22 protein-coding genes are annotated in these 25,433 nt (G+C 47.4%); 6 read left to right on the top strand and 16 right to left on the bottom strand.

Annotated elements, in window-relative coordinates:
• Window positions 1-24 precede the first annotated feature (24 nt).
• Window positions 25-645: a flavin reductase family protein gene (locus tag MHB82_RS12415; protein WP_341176628.1), complete on the bottom strand. Its 621-nt coding sequence runs from the start codon at window positions 643-645 to the stop codon at window positions 25-27.
• 167 nt (window positions 646-812) lie between these two features.
• Complete coding sequence (locus MHB82_RS12410; RefSeq protein WP_255247840.1) at window positions 813-1,814, bottom strand: iron-hydroxamate ABC transporter substrate-binding protein; 1,002 nt, start codon at window positions 1,812-1,814, stop codon at window positions 813-815.
• A gap of 250 nt (window positions 1,815-2,064) precedes the next feature.
• On the opposite strand from MHB82_RS12410, the gene MHB82_RS12405 reads away from it, so the two are divergent.
• Window positions 2,065-2,658 (top strand): hypothetical protein, encoded by a 594-nt coding sequence (locus MHB82_RS12405; protein ID WP_341174794.1) that lies wholly within the window; start codon window positions 2,065-2,067, stop codon window positions 2,656-2,658.
• Between the two features lie 62 nt (window positions 2,659-2,720).
• Here MHB82_RS12405 and MHB82_RS12400 read toward each other — a convergent pair whose 3' ends face one another.
• Window positions 2,721-3,947 (bottom strand): multidrug effflux MFS transporter, encoded by a 1,227-nt coding sequence (locus MHB82_RS12400; protein WP_341174793.1) that lies wholly within the window; start codon window positions 3,945-3,947, stop codon window positions 2,721-2,723.
• Between the two features lie 44 nt (window positions 3,948-3,991).
• Complete coding sequence (locus MHB82_RS12395) at window positions 3,992-4,738, bottom strand: GTP pyrophosphokinase (RefSeq protein WP_095287774.1); 747 nt, start codon at window positions 4,736-4,738, stop codon at window positions 3,992-3,994.
• A gap of 242 nt (window positions 4,739-4,980) precedes the next feature.
• On the opposite strand from MHB82_RS12395, the gene MHB82_RS12390 reads away from it, so the two are divergent.
• Entirely contained in the window at window positions 4,981-5,853 is an 873-nt protein-coding gene (locus MHB82_RS12390; protein WP_341174792.1) for an alpha/beta hydrolase family protein, read from the top strand.
• A 92-nt stretch (window positions 5,854-5,945) separates the two neighbouring features.
• Window positions 5,946-6,674: a YoaK family protein gene (locus MHB82_RS12385; RefSeq protein ID WP_341174791.1), complete on the top strand. Its 729-nt coding sequence runs from the start codon at window positions 5,946-5,948 to the stop codon at window positions 6,672-6,674.
• A 78-nt stretch (window positions 6,675-6,752) separates the two neighbouring features.
• On the opposite strand, the gene MHB82_RS12380 is transcribed toward MHB82_RS12385, so the two are convergent.
• A complete protein-coding gene (locus tag MHB82_RS12380; RefSeq protein WP_341174790.1) occupies window positions 6,753-7,664 on the bottom strand; it encodes a LysR family transcriptional regulator in 912 nt (303 codons plus the stop codon).
• Between the two features lie 138 nt (window positions 7,665-7,802).
• Between MHB82_RS12380 and MHB82_RS12375 the strand changes: the two genes are divergently transcribed.
• The 3 genes from MHB82_RS12375 to MHB82_RS12365 all read left to right on the top strand — a co-directional run bounded on the left by MHB82_RS12375 (window position 7,803) and on the right by MHB82_RS12365 (window position 11,186).
• The gene (locus MHB82_RS12375; RefSeq protein ID WP_095358444.1) at window positions 7,803-8,492 is read left to right on the top strand and encodes an O-methyltransferase; all 690 of its coding nucleotides are present in this window, start codon (window positions 7,803-7,805) and stop codon (window positions 8,490-8,492) included.
• Between the two features lie 101 nt (window positions 8,493-8,593).
• Window positions 8,594-9,901, top strand: a complete 1,308-nt coding sequence (locus tag MHB82_RS12370) for an MFS transporter (protein WP_341174789.1) — start codon at window positions 8,594-8,596, stop codon at window positions 9,899-9,901.
• A 163-nt stretch (window positions 9,902-10,064) separates the two neighbouring features.
• On the top strand, window positions 10,065-11,186 hold the full coding sequence (locus MHB82_RS12365; RefSeq protein ID WP_341174788.1) for an AbrB family transcriptional regulator: 1,122 nt from the start codon (window positions 10,065-10,067) through the stop codon (window positions 11,184-11,186).
• Window positions 11,187-11,298: 112 nt separating this feature from the next.
• Here the strand turns inward: MHB82_RS12365 and MHB82_RS12360 are convergent, their stop codons facing one another.
• From MHB82_RS12360 to MHB82_RS12310, 11 genes are all read right to left on the bottom strand, one after another.
• On the bottom strand, window positions 11,299-11,502 hold the full coding sequence (locus MHB82_RS12360) for a hypothetical protein (protein ID WP_336779765.1): 204 nt from the start codon (window positions 11,500-11,502) through the stop codon (window positions 11,299-11,301).
• Between the two features lie 76 nt (window positions 11,503-11,578).
• Window positions 11,579-11,839, bottom strand: a complete 261-nt coding sequence (locus MHB82_RS12355; protein ID WP_341174787.1) for a YkgJ family cysteine cluster protein — start codon at window positions 11,837-11,839, stop codon at window positions 11,579-11,581.
• Window positions 11,840-11,882: 43 nt separating this feature from the next.
• On the bottom strand, window positions 11,883-12,734 hold the full coding sequence (locus MHB82_RS12350) for a chemotaxis protein (protein WP_341174786.1): 852 nt from the start codon (window positions 12,732-12,734) through the stop codon (window positions 11,883-11,885).
• Between the two features lie 228 nt (window positions 12,735-12,962).
• Window positions 12,963-14,978, bottom strand: a complete 2,016-nt coding sequence (gene treP / locus MHB82_RS12345; RefSeq protein ID WP_095358448.1) for a PTS system trehalose-specific EIIBC component — start codon at window positions 14,976-14,978, stop codon at window positions 12,963-12,965.
• Window positions 14,979-15,007: 29 nt separating this feature from the next.
• Window positions 15,008-16,729: an alpha,alpha-phosphotrehalase gene (gene treC / locus MHB82_RS12340; RefSeq protein WP_341174785.1), complete on the bottom strand. Its 1,722-nt coding sequence runs from the start codon at window positions 16,727-16,729 to the stop codon at window positions 15,008-15,010.
• A 325-nt stretch (window positions 16,730-17,054) separates the two neighbouring features.
• Window positions 17,055-18,407, bottom strand: coding sequence for a C4-dicarboxylate transporter DctA (gene dctA, locus MHB82_RS12335; protein ID WP_095358450.1), 1,353 nt, complete (start codon window positions 18,405-18,407; stop codon window positions 17,055-17,057).
• A gap of 300 nt (window positions 18,408-18,707) precedes the next feature.
• Window positions 18,708-19,400 carry a metal-dependent hydrolase gene (locus MHB82_RS12330; RefSeq protein ID WP_341174784.1) on the bottom strand — a complete coding sequence of 231 codons (693 nt, stop codon included), beginning with the start codon at window positions 19,398-19,400 and terminating at the stop codon, window positions 18,708-18,710.
• A 136-nt stretch (window positions 19,401-19,536) separates the two neighbouring features.
• A complete protein-coding gene (locus MHB82_RS12325) occupies window positions 19,537-21,246 on the bottom strand; it encodes a glycoside hydrolase family 13 protein (RefSeq protein ID WP_375335142.1) in 1,710 nt (569 codons plus the stop codon).
• Between the two features lie 172 nt (window positions 21,247-21,418).
• The gene (locus MHB82_RS12320; RefSeq protein WP_341174783.1) at window positions 21,419-21,880 is read right to left on the bottom strand and encodes a VanZ family protein; all 462 of its coding nucleotides are present in this window, start codon (window positions 21,878-21,880) and stop codon (window positions 21,419-21,421) included.
• A gap of 40 nt (window positions 21,881-21,920) precedes the next feature.
• A complete protein-coding gene (locus tag MHB82_RS12315; protein WP_341176627.1) occupies window positions 21,921-22,787 on the bottom strand; it encodes an AraC family transcriptional regulator in 867 nt (288 codons plus the stop codon).
• A gap of 181 nt (window positions 22,788-22,968) precedes the next feature.
• Complete coding sequence (locus MHB82_RS12310) at window positions 22,969-25,401, bottom strand: glycogen/starch/alpha-glucan phosphorylase (protein WP_341174782.1); 2,433 nt, start codon at window positions 25,399-25,401, stop codon at window positions 22,969-22,971.
• Between the last annotated feature and the right edge of the window lie 32 nt (window positions 25,402-25,433).

The raw sequence follows: 25,433 nt of genomic DNA, 5'->3' as shown, positions 1-25,433 counted from the left end.
AAGTAAATGACCAAGTGAATGACCTTATACAGGCCGAACTACAGTGAATCGCTCACCAAGTTTAGCGTAATCATTGCCCGCAAGCCGGCTTACAGGCTTAAGATGATCCATCAAAATGTAGTGATGAGCGGGGTCATACACTTCTTCATTAAAGTGATACTGTACGATGCGAACGAGAAGCAGATCCGTTGCAGGTTTTCCTTCGTCATTAGACACCGGAATATGCTGATACAGACGGCACTCCATGCGGATCAGTGCTTCCTGTATTCCGGGAACCGCCACAACTGAACTGGGTACCGTCGTCAGGCTGGTTCGCTCCAGCTCGCTCTCATGCGGCTCAAGCAGTGCTGCTGTCTCGTTCATTTCGTTAACGATTGATTCGTCGCAGATATGTACGACCAGCTCTTGCCCTGCAATCACATTGCGGGCGGTATCTTTCATCACTCCATCCTTACGGTTAATGGAAATGGACAACAACGGCGGATCGGAGCTAACGACATTAAAGAAACTGAACGGGGCTGCATTCACGACGTTGCCGTCTTCTGATAGGGTTGTAACAAAAGCAATCGGTCGCGGCACTACCGAACCGCTCATCAATTTATAATTATCTCTGCTCGTCAGATCATTTGGATTCAATGTATACATCATCGACCTATCCCCTTTCCTAATCGGGAACGAATGGTTCCCATACGGACACTGTTACTTCGTAAGTATATATCGGGTCATACTAAAAAAACAAAAAACTCCCTGATGCCCATGGACACCAGAGAGTTGTACGATGATGTGCAGCACACATCATTGTGCCATTTCATTTATTTAACAATGCTTTTCTGGATATCTTCTAGAATTTGCGTGTTGGCTTGCACTCCGCTATACAACCAGCTGCTTGTGCTCTCAAACTCGTATACTTCTCCGTTTTTCACAGCAGGAATACTTTGCCAGACTGCATCTTTCAACGCTTCTGCCCCTGTTCCCTTATCACTGTTAACCAGGAAGAGATAGTCAGCATTCATATCTGCGATTCTTTCCAAGGAAACCTCGGACCAGTTCCCTGTTGCTTTTGCCGATATTTCCTTCACAACTTCAGGCTGCAGCAGTCCGAGTTCATTGTACATGACTTCACCACTGGAGACATTGTTACTAACCACATAAAACTTGTTATTGAAGAGCCAGAGTGCCGCTGCAGTTTTCGTACCACCTGTTGCGGCAGCCACCTTTTCCTTAATTTCTTTTGCTTTTGCATCATAATCGTCAAGCGCTTTTTGAGCTTCATCTGATTTGTTCAACAACTCGCCTATTTTCAAAAGAGCCTGACGCCAATCCTTGTTCACATCATCACCAAGTACATAAGTTGGGGCGATTTTGTTGTATTGTTCGTATTTCTCCCCTTCTACTGTACTCTCGGAACCCATAATGATCAGATCCGGTGAGAAGCTGGCAACAGCTTCAAAAGGAAGTTCGCTTGCAATAGTAGGGACTCCATTCAGAGTTCCTTGAAGATAATCCTGCACACTGCTGCCATCACGTGCTGACCACTGAGCAGCTGGCTTAACGCCAAGTGTTACCAGATGATCTTCCAGATAGGAAGCTATAATGCGCTGTGGATTAGCTGGAATCGTCACATCATGACCCTGTGCATCTTTTACTGTACGTTCTGTTGGAGCTTCTGTCTGTGTCTCAGTCTCCGTTGTAGTATTTGTCTCTCCTGCTGCAGTTCCATTATCTGCAGATTTCGTTCCGCATGCGGCCAGCCACAATGACATGACCATAATCGTGATTAGCAGCATGATTCCTTTTTTATTACTCTTCAACACGTGATTATCCCCTTTCATGATGAACATCTCAATATGAGCTGGTATGGCAATTTTAAAAGATCTCTATACCCTTCGGCATATAATCCCCGTATGTACTTGTCCATTTCCATTGACAATGATAATTGTTATCAACTGAGTTGTCAATCCGGTTTTACCTTTACCGTGTTCGATATCTGGTGATCCATTCACCTTTGGGCGAATGCCGCCATATGATGTTTTCAGAATACGACGATAGGAAGGATGTTCGTAGATGGATTACTTCAATCATACTTATACAGGTTACGGAGAAGACCGCTCTGTACAGTTTCCTCCATTATTCCCGGGTGGCAGCCAGGGAGGGCAGCCTATCCAAGGAATTCCCGGAGGACAGGGATCGTTTCCCCCTTACTTTCCAGGTGGAACCACCGGGGGACAGCCGCCGTTCTTTCCTGGAGGAGGCCAAGGTACGGTTCAAGGCGTTCCCGTACAGTTGTCACAAGGCAATCTGCCTACCCTGTTAAGCGCCTATCCACGTCCGGTTGGGCAGCCACCAGCTGAGATGATATTTCTATACAATCTGATCAAAAGCAGCCCCGGACTTCTGCCGTTGTTTATCCAGCAGCAACCACAGAATTTGACCCAAGCCGTGCAATTCGCCCAAACAGGCGTAAGCGTCCCAAGGGATCAGAATCAGCGTGTTCTGCCAAATTTCTGTTACAACCGATGGTCCCTTGTTTTCACCTACAATGACGTCTTTCTCATGTGGCCTGTCACGAATATCTTTGGTTTTGTCGTCGGTTACTTCTATCCGTTCCTGACCCCTGGCATTTTGCTCAATACGCAAATCTTGTTCGCTCTTTGCTAACACATAAGCGCCCAGTCCGAAGTCTAGAGCTTCGAATGGGGCGCTTAGATTTTAATATAGATTTAACGGGTCTGCTGACGGTGCCCACGCTTACCGACCATAACCAGATAGAGCAATAAAGCCCCAAGGTCGGCACATGCGATAACGATTCCCATTGGTACCGCGGTTCCCTCTCCTCCCAAACCGACGAGCGGAGCTACGATCCCGCCAAACAGGAATGTCATGACCCCTATAAGTGCAGAGGCACTGCCAGCTGACTTCTCCTGGTTGGCCATGGCCAGCGCGAAGGAAGCCGTGTTGACGAGACCCACACTGGAAACGACAAGAAATAACGGAACCAAGATGGAGATCAGATTGCCTCCCAATAGGATGGCAATGAGCAGAGATGTGCCTCCCACAGCAGCGGCAACGAGGCCGGTTATGAGCAAACGCGTTTCGGACACTTTACCCGCCAATCTCCCGGCAATCTGACTTGCCAGAATGATTCCGAGACCATTAACGGCGAAGCAGATACTGAACATCTGCGGAGAGACGCCGTAAATCTTTTGCAGTACAAATGGTGAACCCGATATGTACGCGAACATTCCCGCTGCTACAAATCCTTGAGTCAATGCATATCCCATGAACAGACGGTCCGATGCGATTTGCCGGAATGTGACCAGAGTCTGCTTCAAGCCTCCGCTGGATCTTCGTTCGGACGGCAGGGTCTCTCCAAGTCCAAAAATAACGGCCAGTAACGTAAGCACCCCAATAAGACTCAATAAGATAAAGACACCACGCCATGAAGTATAAGCGAGCAGCTGCCCACCGATAATCGGTGCTGCGATAGGCGCTACCCCGTTAATAAGCATCAGCAGGGAGAAGAACCGGGTCAACTCAGGACCCGAATACACATCTCTTACCACTGCCCGGGATATAACAATTCCGGCTGCACCCGCAGCCCCCTGAATAAAGCGCAGCACAACAAAAGAACCCATTGTCGGACTGACCAGACATAGTATGGAAGCAATCGTATATAGCACAAGTCCTGCAATAAGCGGCGTACGACGTCCTCGTACATCACTAAGGGGACCTGCCAGCAGCTGCCCTGCAGCAAGCCCGACCATACAGGCTGTTAAACTGAGCTGTGCATACGAAGGAGAGGAATTAAAATCCTCAGCAAGTGTAGGCAGTGCGGGCAGATACATATCCAGAGACAACGGACCGAAGGCAGACAGTGTCCCCAATATTAAGGCCATACGTACACGTGATGATGATTGATGATTTAAGGAGGCTGATGTACTTTTCATAGGGATTAAACTTGTTCCTTTCCTTACGATGTTTCCTGATTGCTTTAGTGTTCTCCGTCTCCAAGCAGCCGCAGCAGGTTGGATGGCAGTGTAAACTGCTGATTGTTAATGATAATGCGGCGCAGCTCCTCTTCATCCCGTTCATTCTCTGCATCTTTGATCTCTTGAATTTCCCGGTGAAGCCTCTCCATCTGTTGATCAAGGGCATTGGCTGAATCTGCTGCACTTTTTAATTCCTTGGTCAGACGTTCAGGAACGTCCTTATTGTATTTATAAAAGATTTTATGTTCAAGGCTTGCCCAGAAATCCATGGCAATGGTACGGATCTGAATCTCAACGCAGGCCCGCTCTTCACCATTGGACATATAAACAGGTACATCCACCAAAAGGTGCAAGCTTTGATATCCATTGGGTTTCGGATTCTGGATATAGTCCTTCACTTCAAGCACACGCAGATCACTCTGATTGCACAGCATATCCTTGATCCGATAGATGTCCGAGATAAAGGAGCATGTGATACGAACGCCGGCAATGTCCTTGATATTTTTCTTGATGCTTTCGAAGGTCAGCTCGTGATTTTTGCGAAACATCTTGTTCATGATACTTTCAGGAGACTTCAATCTGGATTTCGTATGCTCAATCGGGCTGTAATCATGCAAGGACTGAAACTCTTCCTTTAAAACTTCAATTTTGGTTTCCATCTGATCCAGAGCAAATTTATAAATCATCATGAATCTGGTAATTTCATATTTGAATTTCTTGAATTGGTCAATCGGATGTGGAGCGTTCATCATGGTTTTCTTCCTTTCTTTTATGCACACTTGAGTAATTTACAGGTATAAGAATTCAGGCTGTCGCACCTGTCTCAGATTCATTATAAAACATATGGAGCCAATAAACGAATTTGTGACACGTGGGCAGTTAGGATTAACGAGAGGTATGGGATCAGATTTTTGACACATGCTACATGTTATTCCATGCTCTGCACCTTGTCATAAACGCATCTATTGACCATGAAAGAGGCTGATTTTTCTTGCTGTATCAAGTGACCTATTCCTCCAATGAATTCAGGGTTAAAGCATATATGTATCTGCCCGAAGGCTGTATAATCTCTTCTCCTTGCCACAAGCATGAGACGGAGGAACATATTGGAACATGCAGCACGGACTTATTACATGATGCGAAATTCCGGCTGCTGGCAAGTCGTTATCCTCCAACGCAAATCGGTAACCATAAGCAAGAAAGTTGGCCTGTTCTTATCTATTGTCGCGGAGGCCTTGGCAACTATGGCGGCGTAAAAACAGCCTGGGTGGAGCAGTTTGCGCACAAGGGGTACATCGTGTTCGCTCCCTCGTATCGCGGCAATGAGGGCAGCGAAGGCCGGGACGAGTATGGTGGACATGATATTGAAGACGTGCGAGCCGCATACCGGCTAGTACAAGCACTTCCATATGCCGATTCTTCGCGTATTTCGCTTATGGGATTCTCCCGCGGGGCCATCAATGCTGTGCATACAGCTACCTTTTTCAACGAAGGCCCCCACCATGTACATAAACTTGTGCTGTGGAGCGGTGTTGCCGATGTCGAACGGACATATCAGGAACGAACCGACCTAAGACGCACATTGAAACGTATTCTGGGCGGATCGCCTCGTGCTGTTCCCGAGGCCTATCTTGCCCGATCTCCGCTGGCTGCCGCCTCCAAGCTTCGCTGCCCTGTACTGATCATGCACGGTACAGAAGATACCCAAGTCAACTATAGTCATGGAACCCGTATGTATCATTGGTTGAAACGAAGAGGAATCGAAGTGACCTTTCATGCCTATGGGGGACAGAATCACTGGTTCCATGACAATATCCATGCAGCCGCGGTAAACAACATGTTTGATTGGCTTGCTTCACCTTAGTTCCACACCATAAGTGAACGTACCGTCTTTATTTTATGGGATGATGCTGTATACTTGAGGGGTTGAGCATTTCTTGAAAGGACGGATTCACCATGCAGCAACCTCTGCAAAAGTATTCACTTCTGCTTCTATGTCTAGCGGCCGGAATGGTCGATGTCATTGGATATCTGGGACTGGGGCATGTACTTACTGCGAATATGACCGGCAATATCGTCCTGCTGGGAATCGCGATTGCCCGTGCGCAGGAGTTTATCGTGGTGCGTTCCCTTATTGCTCTGGCGGGCTTCATTGCCGGCAATGCCATTGCCGCACGCATGATCAGTACCAATCAGACCCAAAACGGATGGTCCCCCCGTGTAACCCGTGTTTTTGTTGTCGAAAGCATCCTGCTTCTGATATTCGCGCTCGTTATGATCAGCCCTTATTCAGAACAGCTTGCCTATCTGTTAATCGCCATACTGGCTGCTGCTATGGGAATGCAGACTACAGCTGCACGGCGGATCGGCATCGCCGGGATTTCCACCACAGTACTGACAAACAATCTTGCCGCAGTCGTCGAAGATGCCGTAAGCATTATGCAGCGTCTCCGGCACACGAGTATAGGTTCACTGATGAAGGCATTATCCAATGATTCGTACTTGCGGGTATTTGCCGTAATCATTTATTTGATTGGTGTCATTGTCGCGGCGCTTATGTTTCATAACATCCCTATGATTGCGGTCTGGATACCGGTTGTCGTGGTTGGAGGCGTGACTTTGCTTGCCCTATACCGGTTTAACGATCAGCAAGGTGGTCAGCAGAACGTTAACATTCGAGTTTGATAAGGCATGTCAATCTTCTTACGAAACATTCTGGGAGGCATATAGTGTTAGTGTGCATTTCAGATATGCTCCATTCGTTTATCGGATGTCATCTCCGGTAATCCGGGATGCCTCCTCCCGAATTAGCTGTACCAGATGCTGCGCTGCAGGTGATAACACCTCACCAGCTCGGGTACACACGGCAATCTTATTCTTCAGATGAACTCCTCGGACATATACACGTGAAAGCCTGCCCTCACGAACATCTTCCTTCACGACCAATGAGGATATAAAATTGGCTCCGTAACCGGCCTTTACAGCACTGATCGTTTCATTCAACCCGTTGAACTGCAGCGCAATTCGAGGGGCAGCCACGTTATTCATACTGCATAGTGAGAACAGCCGCTCACGCGTCGCACTTCCTTCTTCACGCATGATGAAGGGTTCTGCTACCATCTGGGTCAACTCCACTTCCCGATCAGCATACGGATGCGCTGGATGCACGACAAACCACATGTCATCCTCAAACAACTCATCCCAATGTACGTCTTGATGTGTAACCCCGCTCCCACCGTATACGGCAATCTCAGCCTCATATCGCAGCAGTTGATCAAAGGCCATCCGGGTATTGGTCGTACTGACCACAAGTTCCACATCTTCGTGCGTTTGTTTGAACTTCGCAATCCATCCAGGCAGCAAAAAATTAGAAGGCAAGTACGTTGCCGTTAATCGAATGATGCCTTTTTTCCCTTCCCGCATATCCTGCACAAAGTTCTCCACATCCTGTTCAAGCAAAAACAGACGTTCTGCGTATTCTTTTAACTGCACACCCACATCGGTAAGAACCAGTCGTCTACTCTCTGAAACAAATAAACGAATGCCCAGCTCATGCTCAAATTTCTTCACCTGTGACGAGACCGCAGGCTGGCTAATATTCAGTTCTTCTGCGGCGCGGGTAACGCCACCATATCTTACAATGGCATGGAACAGTCGTAGTCCGTGCAAATTCATTTCTGTCACTCCTATGTCTGCAATATATAACTATAATTTATGATTTTATATATAATATATATTTTATTTATACTTCTGTAATCATTATAGTTGAATTATGAAATTCAAACTATCGTTTCTGGAAAGGAAAAAACCTTTATGAAAAACACTGATTATTCTTCTCTTGAGCACACTTGGAGTCAGGTCGACGACTATTTGAATCAGTTGCTTATTCCCTCGGATCCTCAGCTGGAACAGACGCTTCGTAGGAACACAGAAGCCGGATTGCCAGCCCATGATGTTGCTCCTAACCAGGGGAAATTCCTTCAGCTTCTGCTTCAAATCCATGGATCAGCACGTGTGCTAGAAATAGGTACGCTGGGTGCTTACAGCACAATCTGGATGGCAAGAGCACTGCCTGAGCACGGAAAAATCGTTACGCTAGAAGCTGATCCACATCATGCGGAAATCGCACGCACCAATCTGGTGCAGGCTGGCCTAATTGACAAGGTTGATCTGAGGATTGGACCTGCATTAACAACCCTTCCTGACGTTCAAGAAGACTACAGAGAGCCTTTTGATCTGATCTTCATTGATGCAGACAAACCGAGCAATCCCGATTACCTCCGATGGGCGCTCCGTCTGTCCCGGCCGGGAAGTCTCATTATCGGGGATAACATCGTCAGAGATGGCGAAGTGATCCATGCAGAGAGTACGGACCCCAGAGTTCAGGGCGTACGTCAATTCCTGAAGCTGATCGCCGATCACCCTCGGCTTGAAGCGACTGCACTGCAAACGGTAGGCAGCAAAGGGTATGATGGTTTGGTTATCGCTCGTGTCATTGCATAATTAAAGCCTTATGACAAAATAAACAGTGGTCAATTCTTCCGCAAATCCCCCTTTCCTGTTACACTGGAATCACTGCACTGGTAACGACTGGGGGATTACACTTGAGAGTTTTACAACAGATTCGTGCTGAGATTCGGGGTTGGTCCCGAAATATTCAACTCTTTTTTCTGGCAAGCATCCTGTATCAGATCGGAAATGGCATGTTCTCGGTTTTGTACAATCTGTACATTCAGGGTCTAGGCTACAATGATACAATGAACGGCCAGATCGTAAGTATTCAATCGTTAGCCACAGCGATCATGTTTGTACCTATCGGACTTGGTGGTGATCGTTTCAGTCGAAAAAGACTGCTAATCGCAGGGGCTTTATTCAGCGGAATCTTTCTTATCGGCCGGTCATTTGATTATTCGGCGAGCGGCCTGATCTGGTTTGCTGTATTTTCAGGGCTATTCGCAGGCGTCTTTCAGGTTCTGGCCATTCCGTTTCTCGCAGAGAATGTGAAGAAAAGCCAGCGGTTGAAGATGTTCAGCTACTATTCTTCCCTTGTGCTCGCCTCACAGGTGCTCGGAAGTCTTGGCGGGGGAGTGTTTGCCGACCTTCTGCATACACTGGGAATCGCCAAGGTTACTGGACTGCAAACGGTATTGTTCATTGGAGGTGCAGCAACGCTGGCTGCATTTATTCCGATGTTGTTTGTATCCGATGATAAGGCTTCCGCACAGACTGTGACTACGGATCATACTGTTCCTGCGGCGATTGCCACTGAGGATAAGAATCTGTCAACGACCGAGGAGTCTGGGAAATTACAGAATAACAATAAAGATTCCCGACTGATTGGTCAGTTTGTTATCACTCAATTACTGATTGGATTCGGCTCCGGGCTGGTCGTGCCTTACCTGAATTTGTATTTTACCAACCGCTTTTCCGTCTCGCTAAGTGCGATGAGCTTACTTATTTCGCTTGGACAAATTATGACGATCGTCTCCATGCTGATCGGGCCAACGCTTGCCGCCAAAGTCGGAAGTGTCCGAGCTGTAGTCCTATTTCAGGTGTTTTCCCTTCCATTTTTGTTGTTGACCGGCTTCACTAACGTACTTGTCATTGCTTCGGTCAGCTTTTTGTTCAGACAAGCTTTGATGAATGCAGCGAATCCGATTCAATCTGCCATTCTGGTAGACAGAGTTTCCGACAAGCGTCGCGGAATCGCCAATTCCCTGATGCAAACTGCATTTATGATTGGGTGGGCAACGATGGGACCTGTTCAATCCTATCTTGTAACCACATATGGAACTTACTGGGGCTACGCCATTACGTTTAGTATTACGGGTGGTTTATACGTGATTTCCTCGCTGATGTACTATATGATGTTTAAAGAACCCAAACCTTCAGCTCGTATTCGGTTAAACTAATTAAGCTGTAGCAAGTTCGCTTAACATGTCGTAGTTCGTTCATAAATAGCAAACTGTGAAGGGACGTATTTTATCATCAGGAGTGATCACACATGGTTCATACTCTTAATTCAGACTCATACTTACTACTGATACAACCTGATCCAGCAGAAAGACCAAGCGGATGGAACTGATGCATAAGCACAGTCCCTCCGCCTTTTTCCGGTTCATTCTTAGTCTGTGCGTCTCGGTACTCGGCGGACTTCTGTTCACAGCCATCCACACCCCGATTCCCTGGCTGCTCGGCCCCATGGTATTTATGCTGCTTGGGTCCCAGATCGTTAAACTGCCGCTCCTATGGCCAACGTCCATCCGGGATTATGGGATTCTGATCGTCGGTTATTCTATCGGGTTGTCACTGACAGCAGATGCATTGCAGGGCATTCTCCACCAGCTTCCCGTGATGCTACTCATGACCCTGCTGTTGATTGGATTATGTACGTTAACCGCATACATCGCATCTAAGCTGACTGATTATGACTTCCCTTCTCTCCTGGTCGGAAGTATTCCTGGCGGGTTGTCCCAAATGGTTTCGCTTGCGGAAGAAATGAAGTCCATTAATCTGACGCTGGTGACCTTCCTGCAAGTGACTCGGTTGATCTTGATTGTGTTCTGTGTGCCTTTCCTGGTGTTCAGTCCATGGATTGGCGGTGCGGCGGGCGCTGCAGCTGATCCGCAAGCGGCCCAGACAGCGTCATGGATGAATCTCTTTCCGGAGATCCTGCTCTATGGTCCGCTCTGTGTAGCTGGTGCCTGGGTTGCTCGTAAGCTTCGTTTTCCTACAGCGTTTATGCTTGGGCCAATGATTGTTATGTGTGTCATACATCTGACTACAACAATGCAAACATCACCCTTGCCTTCCTCCTTGCTGAATATTTCTCAGCTGATGATTGGCAGTCATGTGGGTCTCATGCTAAGGCCTCAGCATCTGCAGCGCAAAACACAGACCATTACCCTCGCTGTGCTTAGCAGTGTTCTCCTTATTGCCAGCTCGCTTGGGTTAAGTTATGTACTCATGCATCTGTTCTCTCTTTCAGCCGCTACCTCACTGCTCAGCATGGCGCCAGGTGGAATGGATCAGATGAGTATCATGGCTCATGAAGTCAATGCCAACTTGTCCGTGGTGTCAGGGTATCAGCTGTTCCGGATTCTTTTTATTTTCTTCATTGTATCCTCCGTGTTAAAGCTGCTTCTCACACACATGCTGAAGAAAAAAGAAGAGCGTGTTCGTTCCTCCAGATCCTGAGGGACAAGCACACCAAAAAAAAGAGTATCCCTTGGTTGTTATCCATGGATACTCTTTGGTTTGATTTTACACGTTGAGCTTGATTCGTGCAGGGTACATTCTTCTTAGCCACTTATGAGTACATACGATTATACATCCAGCTGACCACACCTACTGCAACCACTGCAGCAGTAATTACAAAAACATAATAGCCCGTTTTACTTTTCGATCCAGAAGTTTGCTTATCATAGAAGTCCGAGTTTCGTCGATAGAATCCCATCCACAGTTCAGCGATCATATTCGCTGTCACGACCAGAAATCGTTTGACCAGATGCATTAACCCCATGCTCCTCTCTACTTATATAACTTCCATAATAAGTATAATTACCCTTTTTCAATTAAACAACCTCACGTTAGAATCTGGGTTTTGTTTCTTCCTCCAACCGTTTCAAAATATGAAAAGCCTCCTGATCCGAATCTCCACACATATCAACCGTAGCCTGTAATCCACTGCAAACAGCCGGACGATCCGGATGACCAAAGATGCTGCATCGATTATCGGCTGTCAGTTGTACGCAGCGTACACCTGCGGGTTTACCATCTTTCATGCCTGGTATCGGTGAAGAGATGGATATGGCGATACAACATGCGGCACAGCCTGTCCTGCATTCCAAAGTAATTCCCCCTTCCAACAGTCGTATCCTAAATACAAAGATGTCATTCACGATTCACCCAACTCCAGGTCCGTGCCAGTCCTTGGGCAATCCTGCGGTTCATAGCACTATTGGCGAAGTACCCCCCATGACTGAGCGGATTCCAGCTCCCAATCAAACCACCTGAGTTAATTTCTATATCTTCCTTGACCGCGGCTTCATAAGCCGGATCGATAGGTCTTAATGGATATCCAAGAATATCGTCCCGATCATAAAAATTAACCCATTCCCCCTCCAGCCCGGGAAAGTACTGCTGTGCTGCCATGGAGGATGGCACATGAATCGGACTGCTAAAGTCATGATAACGTAGACTCCAAAGTGGCAGCGTCGTTCCGAACGAATAGAAATTGGTTAACGTATCTCCCCGCTCCAATGCAGAGGTCACATCCACGATCGATGGAACACGGCTCGATGGAAACTGGAGATCATAAAAAAAATTGCTAGCAATGACAGCACCCAGGCTGTGAGCAATTACGCAGAGCGGCGTTTCGGGACCGTTGCGCTGTGCCAGTACATGCATGGCCCGGTTGAGGGTGCTGTGTACAGCGTCATAATTATGACCTTGATGCTCAACGGGCTGATAGGCGACGGCATCCGCCAAATAGTGAATAACAAATCTGCGCAGCACCTGAAAATTCAACCGCTGAGAGCTTACCAACTGTTGGAACAGCGCTTCTTCCCTCTCTTCAAAGACGTCCGCCCAGAAGACCGGCTCAATGTCCAAATATTTCTCCGCTGCACCACGCATGACCATCACTTGATCAAATTCCTTATGCAAACGTGAAATCAATTTATCCGCATAATCATCCTTTTGCATACCCAGCCCATGTATAACCATCACAGCTACACGCGTCATGGCTCTCCTCCTATCGTCCTTAGCACTAGGAACTCTCCTCAGAACCATATGAATAATTCATCCGTAACATGCATACACGCGGAGATCAACGATAGTCTATTTCAAATTTTAGTTATACATAGTGTATCATGACCCCAAAGAAAAACGAACCAGTTCCAGGTTCGCAGACCTGTACTGGTTCGTCTTGAATAGTAGAAAGCGAATATTATAATAAGCTCGGGTGGGTAATTATCCCTTCAAATGAACGGTTAATATACCATTGCGATTCGATGAAACGTCACCTGTAGTTACTTCTACCCGATCGACCATATCCTGCCCGTCCGGAATAATAATTGGTGTAATGAGCGGATGTCCAGCAGCTTCAATGACATTACGATCAAATTCGAGCAGCGTCTGTCCCGCTCTAACATGTTCACCAGCTTCGACGTGCATGTTGAAGCCCTCGCCTTTCAGCGATACCGTATTGATCCCAACATGGATCAAAATTTGCAAGCCGCTTGCATGTTCCAGAATCACCGCATGTTTGCTTTTGATAACATGTGCAACCTGGGCATCAAACGGGGCAACTACTTGATTGCCTGAAGGTTCAATGGCTACCCCTTCACCCATCTGTTTCTCGGCAAAAGCCGGATCCGGTACCTGCTCCAGCGGAACCGCTGTTCCTGTTAATGGTGCCATGACTTCCAGCGTGTTTACCGGTTCGTCTCCCACTTGTGCGTTTGTGCGTGTCCGTTCGGCTGCGGCTGCTTCCTCACCCGAAACCGCTGTATTGCTCGCGGAGACTGCGGTTGTTTTGCTTCCGGTTACTGCTTCAGCATTAGTGCTGCGATCTTGCTTTCTCAACTTCGCTCTGCCGAAAATCACCGTCAGAACGAATGGAACAATGAGCACAATCGCCATGCCGATGAAGAACACTCCCCATTTGTTCGGGAAGATGGACAGGAATCCGGGAACCCCACCTACACCGATGGAGGTCGCCTGGACATTATTCATGGTCAACAGAACGCCACCAATGGCTGAACCTACCATACCGAAGATAAACGGATAACGATAACGGATGTTTACCCCGAAGATTGCAGGCTCCGTAACACCTAGGAAAGCTGATACGGATGAAGTAGCCGCAAGTCCGCGCATCTTCTGTTCGCGCAGAACCAGCATCATCGCAAGTGCTGCTGAACCTTGGGCGATATTGGACAGCGCCAGCATCGGCCATAAGAAGGTACCTCCCTGACTACCAATCAATTGCACATCGACCGCGAGGAACGTATGGTGCATACCTGTAATAACCAGCAATGCATACAGACCACCATAGATTAGACCACCAAGTGCCGCATAGGATTCATAAATATAAATCAGGCCAGATGTAATCGCATTCGCAATGGCGAACGTAACGGGACCAATGATGGTAAATGCAAGGAATCCGGTAACAAGTAACGTTATAGGGGCCACGACAAGCAGCTTGACGGAGTCATGAACCCTTTTGTTCAGGAAAATCTCAATTTTGGCCAGCAGGTAGGCCGAAACCAATACCGGCAGAACCTGGCCTTGATAACCAATTTTCTCAATGTGCCAGCCGAAGAGATTCCAGGTCGGCACGGTGCCTTCATTTACTGCATTCGCGTAGCTGTAGGCACTCAGCAGATCAGGGTGTACCAGGATCAGCCCAAGCACAATCCCCAGCAGCGGACTTCCGCCGAATCTTTTTACCGCTGCCCATCCAATTAAGGCAGGAAGGAATGTAAAGGCTGTGCTTGCAATGGTATTAATGATGGACGCAAGGTCCTTCCATGCCGGATAAACATCAACCAGCGATTGTTCATCAAAGAATATGCCCGGCCCTGTCAGAATATTGTTGATTCCGAGCAGAAGACCTGCCGTAATAATGGCAGGCAGGATCGGAATAAAAATGTCCGACAGCGTTTTGATCGCTCGTTGGATCGGATTTTGCTTTTTGCCAGCAGCTGCCTTCACATCGTCCTTGGACGCACGGTCACCGCCTGTAATCTGGATCATCTCATCGTATACCTTATCGACAAGTCCAGGTCCGATAACAACCTGGAATTGTCCTTGCGATGAAAATTGCCCTTTGACCAGGTCATTCTGGTCCAGACCTTCAGTATCCACTTTACTCTCATCATACAAGGCGAACCGGAGTCGTGTGACACAGTGCGTCGCAGCTTCGATGTTTTCTTTTCCACCGACTGCCCGTACGATCTCCTCAACCTGTTTTCTATCGATTGCCATGTTGTCACTTCCTATTTAGATAATGTAATTTAGTCCTGTTGTGGTACAAGCCACATATAAGAAGCGTACGGACTAAGTGAAATCACTTGATCCAGAGCAGGTGCCACCTCTGTGTTGCCAATAAGCAGTTCAGCCGTTTTACCAGATACGTGATCGTTCCAGACCGCTGCTGGTATTGAGAAGGATACCTCTCTCTCGCTGAAGTTGGACACAACGATCAATGTTGCATTGCCATTTGTCCGGGCATAAGCGAATACTTCGGGATGTGCATCATCCAGGCGCTCATACAGACCGTCTGTCAGTACGGGGACCTGTTTACGCAGTGCAATGAGCTTGCGATAGTGATAGTAGATCGAGTTCGGATCAGCCAATTGCTCAGCTACGTTTGTCGAAGGATAACGTTCATCTACTTTGATCCAAGGTGTACCTGTTGTGAATCCGGCGTTCTTGCTGTCATCCCACTGCATCGGCGTACGGGAGTTGTCTCGGGAGCGCTCTTTCACGATGGCAAAGGCTTCTTCCGCTGACTTACCGCGTTCTTCCTGAAGCAAACGATACATATTCGTAGATTCAATGTCACGGAATTCGCTTACGTCATTCCAGACGGGATTCGGCATTCCGATCTCCTCACCTTGATAGACATAAGGCGTGCCCTGCATGCCGTGAATGGTTGTTGCCAGCATTTTGGCACTCTCGGCACGGTAGTCCCCATCATCTGCGAAACGGGACAGCGCTCTCGGCTGATCATGGTTGTTAAGGAAGAGTGCGTTCCAGCCTCCACCTGCCTGCATTCCTGTCTGCCATTCACTGAACAAGCGTTTCATCGCTTCAAAATCATAAGGCATCAATTCCCACTTCTGTCCATTCGGATAATCCACCTTCAAGTGATGGAAATTGAACGTCATTGAAAATTCACGGGAAGCCGGATTCGAATAGCGGATGCAATGTTCCAGTGTTGTGGAAGACATCTCTCCAACCGTTACCATGTTGTAAGGACCGAATACTTCCTCGTACATCTCGGTGATATATTCGTGAACACGTGGTCCGTCCGTATAGAACTTGCGTCCATCTCCTGGTCCTTCACTGCCGTCATCATTCGGAAAACGCTGATCCTTGGAGATTAGGTTAATGACGTCCATCCGGAAACCATCTACACCTTTTTCTGCCCAAAACTTGATCATGTCCCTTACAGCCTTGCGAACCTCTTCGTTTTCCCAGTTCAGATCGGCCTGGGTTTTGTCAAACAAAGTCAGGAAGTACTGCCCTGTCTGTTCGTCGTACTGCCAAGCGGGTCCGCCAAATTTGGACTGCCAGTTGTTTGGTACGCCGCCGTCCGGAGCCGGATCTTTCCAAATGTAATAATCCCGGTACGGATTATCCTTGGATGAACGCGCTTGCTTAAACCATTCATGTTCGGTTGACGAGTGGTTCACCACAATATCGATCATCAGTTTCATATCACGAGCTTTCAGGCCCTTCAATAATTCATCAAAATCTTCAATCGTACCAAAGTCCGGATTAATCTCGTAATAGTCCGCTACGTCGTAACCATTATCATTCTGCGGAGATACATATACCGGCTGCAGCCACACAATATCAATTCCGAGGTGCTGCAAATAATCGAGCTTCTCGGTCAGCCCCCGAATATCCCCGGTACCTGAACCCGTGGTGTCGTTGAAGCTCTTGGGATATACCTGATACACCGTGGAGGTTCTCCACCACGATGAGGAAGTTGTATCGTTTGAACTCATGTTAACGCCTCCAATAAGTTGTATTGCACATGATCAATATCTCAGTTGACTACATTTCTATATTACATAAGTAAACATGTATATACAAGTTGAAACTACAATATACCTAGAATATTCCTCTTCTACACATTCCCCATTAATATTCACTCTGTAACATAAATTTTGCAGGTTTGCGTTTGGCAACTCCCTGATACATGTATTGGTGAACGCAAATAAACGTCTGCTTTCGCAGTGATAGCACTGCAAAAACAGACGCCTTTATGGTTGGTAGGTTCAGTTCCCCTTGTAAAGGGGGTGCACTCGTGAATAAAGACTCTGCCCCTTCCTAAAGCATTTCCGGCGATACGGCTCTTTTCCCTTGTTCAGGCCTACTTACTGGCATTGATGAAAGTGAGGCCTGTTCTTCACGTTCCAGTTCTGCAGCGCCGATCTCACCGGAAAGAACGGCGCGCATGCGCTTCTGATCCAGCAGGCCTTCCCACTTCGCTACGACGAATGCGGCCACGCAATTGCCCATCAGATTTGTGAAGACACGCATCGTGTCCATGAAACGATCTGCACCAAGCAGCAGGGCAACAGCTGCAACCGGGAATGCATTGAGCGCAGCTGCGGTAGCCGATAATGCAAGAAAGGCAGAACCGGGAACACCAGCCATCCCCTTAGAGCTTAGCATTAACACGAGCAGGATTGTGATCTCTTGTCCAAGCGTCAGGTCGATGCCTACGGCTTGAGCCAGAAATACGGTTGCAAGGGAGAGATAGATTGAAGCACCATCCAGATTGAACGAGTACCCTGTCGGAACGACGAGACCAACGACTGCTCGGTCACATCCCGCTTTCGTCAGCTTATCCATCATACGGGGCATAACCACTTCGGATGAACCTGTTCCAATCGCCAGCATGACTTCAGAACGGGTATATTTTACAAATTGTAAAAAGTTAAGACCAGTGATCCACCAAGCCGCAAGTGCAAGCATCACCAAGAACAACAACGCCGCTCCATAGCAGGCAATAATAAGCATTCCGAATGAAGAGAGCGTGGAGGCTCCATACGCTCCAACCGTGTAGGCCATAGCACCAAACGCACCAATTGGAGCAAGTTTCATGATGTACCCAATAATCCGGAACAAAATTCCCAGTATATTTTCAATCAATGTGAGCACATTTTCCTTTGCTTTGTTCTCGGTTGCCGCCAGTGCCACTCCAAACAGACAAGCTACAAGCAGTACTTGCAATAATGCGTTTTGTGCGAAAGCGTCCACAACACTGGTCGGAATGATGTTCATGATAAAATCGACCACATGCGGCAGCTCGGATCCGTTCGTTTTGGCTTCAATGCCACTTGCATCAAGTGTTGAAGGATCAACGTTCATGCTTGCACCGGGACGGAGCAGGTTGGCTGTACCGAGACCAAGGACAAGAGCAATCGTCGTTGCAATTTCAAACCATATAATCGCTTTGAGTCCGATTCGCCCAACCGACTTCAGATCACCAATTTTGGCAATACCTGTAACGATCACCATAAAAATAAGAGGTGCAATAATCATTTTAATCAATTTGATGAAGCCTGTTCCAAGCGGTTGCAGTAAGCTGCCCAAATCAGGCCACAAGATACCTACACCTATCCCAATAATCACCGCCACAATAATTTGGAAAAACAATGATTTCATAAATGACATGAACGTTCCCCCTATTTTCCGTTCCATTCGGAACGTTGTTTACGTGTAGTTTTTTATAACATCCCCCACCAGCCTGCTACAATGAAAATTCAATATTTTTGTTATATGTACCAACTTCAAGCCCACTTTTTGAACCTGAAACCGAAAAAAAGCGAATATCACGTCAGTTATCATAACGTGATATTCGCCTTTGGGCGTATATTTGAATTATATAAAATAGTGTTCATGTACAAAAAACGATTACGTAAATCGACATTACGTGCTAACAAGAATCATTCAATTCAATTCAATTCAATTCAATTAAAGCGAGATGGATTCGCCTGGTGCAAGGACCTGACCTTTCAGTCCTTTGGCAGCAAGTTGCTGTACAAAGTTCTCAGAATCTTGGCGGATCATCGGGAATGTATCATAGTGCACCGGAATGGTCAGTTCTGCGTTGAACCACTCCGCGGCTTGCAGTGCGTCTTCTGGGCCCATGGTGAAATGCCCGCCAATCGGCAGAAAAGCTACGTCGATCTGATGACGGTCGCCAATCATTTTCATATCGCTGAACAGGCTTGTATCTCCCGCATGCAGAATGGTTTTACCACCTATGTTAATGATGAATCCTGCAGGCATTCCTGCATACATGATTCGCTGTTCCTCTTCAAGCACAATCCCCGAAGAATGGAACGCCTGAATCATTTTGGCCTGGGCAAAATCCAGATCTACTGTTCCGCCCATATTCATGCCTATGGTGTCCAGTCCTTTCCAGGACATGTATGTAGCCAGCTCCACGATGGCGACGACTTTGGCATTATTTGCCTTAGCAATCGGTTCGGCATCGAGAATATGATCCATATGTGCATGCGTCAGCAAAACGGCATCGGTTTTGATGTCTTCCGGCTTGGTCACCGCCAGTTCATTGCCACGCAGGAACGGATCGATAATTAAAGACTTCTCCTCCGTACCCAATTGTACGCTGGAGTGTCCATGGTACGTCATTTTCAACATCTTAAGTCCTCCTGACGATTGGATGTGAGATATGAGCAATTTCATTTCTTAAGTTCCGCTGCGTTCACATCCATCTTAATGGCATTTACCTACTTTATTATAAATCAAACCGTTTGCGGGAAGCAAAATGTTGCCTTCAGGATTGCAAACGGTAGACTCTGGCTTCATAGGGTTGCAGCAGAATAGTACCTTCATCCGTTGAATATCGTCTTTTTACATTGCTGATGACCAGCTTCGCACGTTCCTCTGTCCAGCCTTCTGGCCAGTGCATCTCCGGTTCATGCTCTCGAAAATTAAGGATAATGAGCATCTTCTCGTCGTCCAGCGTACGTGTATAAGCATAAATGTCCGGATCATCCGGCAAGAGCAGTTCATACTCACCGTAGATCAGCACTTTGCTCTTCTTCCGAAGGGCAATTAGCTTGCGATAATAATGCAATACGGATCCGGGGTCATTTTCGGCAGAAGCCACATTGATCTCTGTGTAGTTATCGTTGACCTGAATCCAAGGCTCGCCTTCCGTAAACCCTGCATGCTCCGTGTCATCCCATTGCATGGGTGTACGTGCGTTATCCCGGCTTTTCAGCCAGATCGCCTTCATAATGTCATTTTTGTCCCGCCCTTGGGCGATATAATGCCTGTAATAATTCATTGTTTCAATGTCTCGATACTGCTCGATATTCGGAAATGCTACGTTCGTCATACCTATCTCCTCACCCTGATAGATGTAAGGCGTTCCTTCAAGGGTGAGCATCCAGGTAGCCAACATCTGAGCAGACCGAACCCTGTAACGGCCATCGTCTCCGAAACGGGAAACCGGGCGCGGCTGGTCATGATTGCCCATATAGTTGGCATTCCAGCCTCTACCGTGCAGGACTGTCTGCCAGCGGCTCATGATTTCCTTCAGTTCAGTCAGCTTCCACTCCCTGTAATTCCACTTCCCTATCCCCGAAGATTTGGCGTCCACAAACATATGCTCAAACTGAAACACCATGTTCAGTTCGTTGCGATCTGTTCCCACGTAAGCAAGAGCCTGCTCTGGACCCAAACCTGACGTTTCTCCGACGGTCATGGGTCCATACGGCTTCAGAATCATGTCGTTTAGCTTGTTCAATATGGAATGTACTTGTTCCAGGTTGGAGAAGAGCTGGTATGCTGGGACAACCGGCAGATTGTCAGGATTGTGTGCACTGGGCAATCCTTCAGCCTTGGCAATATGGGCTACCGCATCAAAACGGAACCCGTCCACCCCTTTTTGCAGCCACCAGTGTACCATTTCGTACATCTCCTCGGCCATTTGTGGATTGTTCCAATTCAGGTCAGGCTGATGCTCGGAGTACAAATGCAGATAGTATTCGTTCGTTTCGGGATCATGCTTCCACACGGACCCACCGAAATAGGATTCCCAGTTATTCGGAACCTGACCATTTTTACCTGATCGCCATATGTAATAATCCCGTTTGGGATTGACCTTGGATGAGCGGGATTCAGCAAACCAGGCATGCTCATCCGATGTGTGGTTCAGTACCAGATCCATCATGATTTTGAGCCCTTTGCTGTGAGCCGCTGCGAGTAACCGGTCAAAATCCTCCATCGTGCCGAATTTGCGCATAATGGCATAGTAATCACTGATATCATAACCGTTATCATATCCAGGAGATTCATAAATGGGACAGATCCAGATGACGTCAATCCCCAGATCCGTCAAATAATCAAGCTTTTCATAAATGCCCTGTAAGTCACCGTGACCATCACCATCCGAATCCTTGAAACTGATAGGATAGATCTGATATACAACACTCTCTTTCCACCACACGATGTGGATCACCCCGTTTCCGCTCTTCACTCATTTTTTTCCGCACATTCGCATTATTTCGATATCTGTCATGAACATAGGTCATTTAGGTGCAGAATAACCCGTTAATATGTTTTATCCGAAATGCCGACTGTATAAACACAAACGTGTCCCAAAGCACACAAAAAAAGACCAAAATGAATCCCGCCTGAGTGGCAGACTTCTATTCCGATCTCCTTGTCTTTATGAATGGTATGAACAGACGAAATGCAATATAACCGATCGAGGCACCGAGGGTATTGAGGATAATGTCATCCACGTCAAACGAACCCACACGTAAAACCAGTTGCGCCAACTCAACGGCAAGCAGCAGCAAAATAACGGTCCATGTAAATTTCAACCCCGCTCGGCATGAACGGAACAACCAGGGAATCCATATGCCGAGTGGAATAAACAATACAATATTACCGAACAGATTTTTCACCCAGGCCTCCGTACTGTATCTATCCCTCTCTAGTAACAAGGGTCTGATCGTCTCGAGCGGAACAAGATTGTATTGATAACGATCCGCGGAGACCCTTCCATGGATAAATAACAAATTCCCCATAATCCATAGGTATGCTATTGCAAAAACGGCAACCAAGACCATTATCCAGGGCTTGTCTATTCCCCTACCTTTTTGCATGACTTTATCCTCCGGGAATGATTACCGCAGCGCGGCTCCCTTATTTTACCGGAATATAGATCTTCATGTCCAACTGCTCAGGGGTGGATTTCCACACATCGGTTATCTCAAAATCAGGACCTTCCCTGCGTTCATAATTGGATTGGGGCAGCCAGCTGCCATAAATCATCTTGCGAATATCCTGTCCGGAACCATCCACTGTGAATTCAGCGTACAATCCACCCGGGATCTCAAATGCTGTATAACCTGGTTGAAGCAGTGCCTTGTCAGATGAAGTTTCCTCACCAACAAGAAATGTGAATGCACCATCATCCTCAAATTGACAGGCGACACCATAGGCCAAATCAGGACATGCTCGTTCAGGGATATTCATAAATTTCTGTTCTGAACCAAAATCATGATAGAATCCCGGAATTTCATTATAGTGCTGGTCGTTATTCAAGTTCGTGTGGTAAGCGTAACCTATGATTTGGATGGCCTTCATGGTTACAAGGCGTGGTTTGTTCATGATAAACCCTCCTCCCAGTCGGGTACGATAGTCATTAAAGTCAATACTCTGCTGAATCTTAGCAGAAGCGGGCTGCTCATTCAGCTTGCGAAAGCGGGCCGGTGTCGTCCCCCAATGGGCAGTGAATGCTCTGGTGAAAGCTTCCTGTGAATGATATCCCCACTTCAAGGCCACATGGAGGATGCCATCTGCTGAGCTTAGCAATTGCCGAGCTGCTTCTGTCAGTCTGCGCTTGCGCACATATTCAAGTACGGTAAACCCGGTGATCGCCTGGAATAAACGCTGAAAATGAAACGCGGAAAAACCCGCGGCTGCCGCTGCCTCCCTCATGTTGAATTCATCTTGCAAATGCTCCTCAAGATACCCAATAGCCCGTTGTATTTGCGAGTAATGATCCACCATAACGAGTAATTTCCCTTTCTTCATAGAAATGGAGTTGAATGCTGTCTCCTTAATTTGATTATCACTTAACGGAAGTTTATTTTTTTGATATTGCGTGCGGTATTAAACCCTTTTCCATAAAAATAATACAACAAAGTCCCCTTGCATCAAGGGGACTTCATCTCCTGACTTATTTATCTCAGCCTTTCCAGTGTCCCGAAACCGGATGAATTCCCCAGATATCGGTAGCATATTCACTAATGGTACGGTCACTGGAGAAAATACCGGATTGAGCCGTATTCAGAATCGCTTTATGTGACCAGCCGGGCCCATCACGATAAGCCTTATCAATGGCCGCGTGGGCATCGGCATAGGCAGCAAAGTCACGCAATACAAAATACTCATCTCCATGTGCCAGTAATGAATCATAGATATCCCAGAATTCGCCTTCCCGACAACAGAACGGTCCTGGATGAACCAGCTGTTCCACTACTTCGCGAATGCGCTCATCCTGCTGCACAATTTCGTTAGGACGATAGCTGCCTGAACGATAATAATCCATCACTTCATTCGCTCGCAGACCGAAGATAAACATATTCTCTTCTCCAACCTGCTCAGCCATCTCCACATTGGCCCCATCCATCGTACCAATGGTTAATGCGCCGTTCATCATAAACTTCATATTGCCCGTACCCGAAGCTTCCTTCCCTGCAGTGGAGATCTGTTCGCTGACGTCCGCGGCCGGAATAATTTTTTCTGCCAGAGAGACGGAATAATTTTCGAGGAAAAATACCTTCAGCCGGTCATTTACCGCCTTATCCTTGTTCACGGTATCCGCAACCGTGTTGATCAGCTTGATGATTTTTTTCGCGAAATAATAACTTGGTGCAGCCTTCGCTCCAAAGATGAATGTACGTGGAACGATCTCGAATGACGAGTCATTCTTAAGACGGTTATACAGGTGCATGACGTGTAAAATGTTGAGAAGCTGGCGCTTGTAGCCATGCAGCCTTTTGACTTGTACATCAAAAATGGAATCCGGATTAACTGCCGTTCCGGTATGATCCAGAATGTATGCCGCGAGCCGTTCCTTATTTTCGTGTTTAATGGACCTAAATTGCTGCTGGAATGACGCGTCGCCTGCAAATTCGGCGAGTTCATTCAATCTGCCTGGCTCTGTCATCCATTCACTACCGATCGTATCGGTAATCAGATTGGACAGTTTGGGATTCGCATGCATTAACCAGCGACGATGCGTTATCCCGTTCGTCTTGTTGTTAAAACGCTCTGGATACAAGGCATAGAACGGCGCCATCTCCCGCTCCTTCAGGATTTCGGTATGCAATGCAGCGACACCATTAATGCTGTGACTGCCGACAATCGCCAGATGTGCCATACGAACCTGATCGTTCGCAATGATAGCCAAATGCTGAATACGATCCTGTTCTCCCGGATAACGATCCAGAAGCATGCCGCAGAATCGCTTGTTAATCTCTTCAATGATCATATAAATGCGTGGCAGCAGCTTGCTGATCATGGACACCGGCCATTTCTCCAGCGCCTCACTCAGCGTTGTATGATTGGTATAAGAGACGGTACGCGTTGTAATATCCCACGCTTCATCCCAACCATAACCTTTCACATCAATGAGAATCCGCATCAATTCCGGAATGACCAGCGTCGGGTGGGTATCATTGATGTGGAATGCTACCTTGTCTGGTAGCCGGTCATATGATAGTTCCAGCTTGTTAAATGTACGCAATGCACTCTGTACGCCAGCAGAGCACATGAAGTATTGCTGTTTCAAGCGAAGCAGCTTGCCCTCGTACTGCGAATCATCCGGGTATAAAAACTCCGATATCGACTCCACCGACCGGCTGTAATCCAGGTAACCGTAATAGTTCGAAGGGGTATCCAAGGAGGTTTCCCTCTTCGGCTCTGCACTCCACAGGCGAAGTGTATTCACATGCGGCTGACCGTATCCAAGAACTGGAGTATCGTAGGGTACCGCAACGACGGATTCCGCATCCTTGGTCACAAAATGATAATGTCCGTCTTGCTCATAGGCCTCAACCCGTCCCCAGAACTGAACCTCGACCTTTTTGTCCGGGCGTCTTACTTCCCATTCATTGCCCTTATCGAGCCAGTTGTCCGGAAGCTCTACCTGATTGCCATCAATGATTTTTTGCTCAAATAATCCGTATTTATACCGGATACCACAGCCATGGCCAGCATAGCCGAGGGATGCGAGCGAGTCCAGAAAGCACGCCGCCAAACGGCCCAATCCGCCATTCCCCAGACCGGCATCCGATTCCTGCTCTTCAATGTCCTCCAGTGAGAAGCCCAGCTCGGCGAGACTGTCGCGAACCAGTTCCAGTTCGTTCACATTCAACAAATTGTTGCCCAGCAGACGTCCAATCAGGAATTCCAGCGAGAAGTAATATACCTGTTTATCCTGGCGCTGCTTGAATCCCTGATTCGACGCTGCCCAGTCCTGACCCGCATACTCGCGAATCATGCTGCCCAGAACGTGATAGACGTCTTCGTTCGTGGCTTCTTCAAGTGGTTTGCCCAATTTACTGACCAGATTCCGCCCAAAAATACTCTTGAATGTTTCCTTGTTGTCAAACAAAAGCAGGTTCCTCCCGGTGAAATTCTGAGGAT

The sequence above is a fragment of the Paenibacillus sp. FSL K6-2862 genome (assembly GCF_038005125.1).
Classification (GTDB): Bacteria; Bacillota; Bacilli; order Paenibacillales; family Paenibacillaceae; genus Paenibacillus; species Paenibacillus illinoisensis_A.
Note: the sequence above shows the minus strand (reverse complement) of the source record. Positions and strands in the feature narration are given on the sequence as shown.